Here is a 914-nt window from a genome sequence, read left to right as displayed (position 1 = left end):
GCCGCCGCCCCCCTCCTCGACGACCCCCTGCTCACCGCGGCGGCCGGCGGCCTGCTCGTGCCGGCCGCCTTCACCGCCGCCGCCCTCGTGGTGCGCGCTCCCGAAGTGCCCCAGCTGCTCTCCGCCGTCAAACGAAAGATCCGTGATGACCGCTGAACCGGCCGCACCCCCCACCGGCGTCCGCTCCGGCAGGACCCCGGCGCCCTGGGTGCTGATGTACCACTCCGTCACCGACTACACCGAGGACCCCTACCACGTCACCGTCACCCCCGCGACGCTGGAACGGCAGCTCGGCTGGCTCGCCCGGCACGGCCTGCGCGGCGTCGGCGTGGCCGAGCTGCTGCGTGCCAGGGCGGCCGGCCGGGCCGCCGGGCTCGTCGGCCTGACCTTCGACGACGGCTACCAGGACTTCCTCGACCACGCGGTACCGCTGCTGCACCGCTACGGCTGCACGGCCACCGTGTTCGTGCTGCCCGGCCGGCTCGGCGGGGACAACGCATGGGACCCGCTCGGCCCCCGCAAGCCGCTGCTGACCGCCGACGGCATCCGGGCCGCGGCCCGGGCCGGCATGGAGATCGGCTCGCACGGCGTACTGCACCTGGACCTCACCACCGCCGACGACCGGGCGCTCGTACAGGAGACCGCCGACAGCCGGCAGCAACTCCGGGACATCACCGGCACCTGGGCGGAAGGGTTCTGCTACGCCTACGGCACCGTGGACGCCCGGGCGGTGGCGGCGGTCCGGGCAGCCGGATACGACTACGCCTGCGCCATCGACCCCGGACCGCTCACCGGCAGGCTCGCGCTCCCCAGGGCCCACGTCGGCGACACCGACACCGCCGCCCGGCTCCACCTGAAGCGCTGGCTGCACCCGCTGCGCCGCCGCCCGCTGCCCGCCGACGCCCTCACACCGG

1 protein-coding gene is annotated in these 914 nt (G+C 75.6%); it reads left to right on the top strand.

The features are described 5' to 3' along the window. Nucleotides 1-145 precede the first annotated feature (145 nt). The coding region (locus tag ACYVE9_RS28575; protein ID WP_461030786.1) for a polysaccharide deacetylase family protein at nt 146-914 on the top strand (769 nt) is incomplete at its 3' end.

The sequence above is a fragment of the Streptomyces sparsus genome (assembly GCF_054776295.1).
This window is presented reverse-complemented; position numbering and strand designations above follow the sequence as displayed.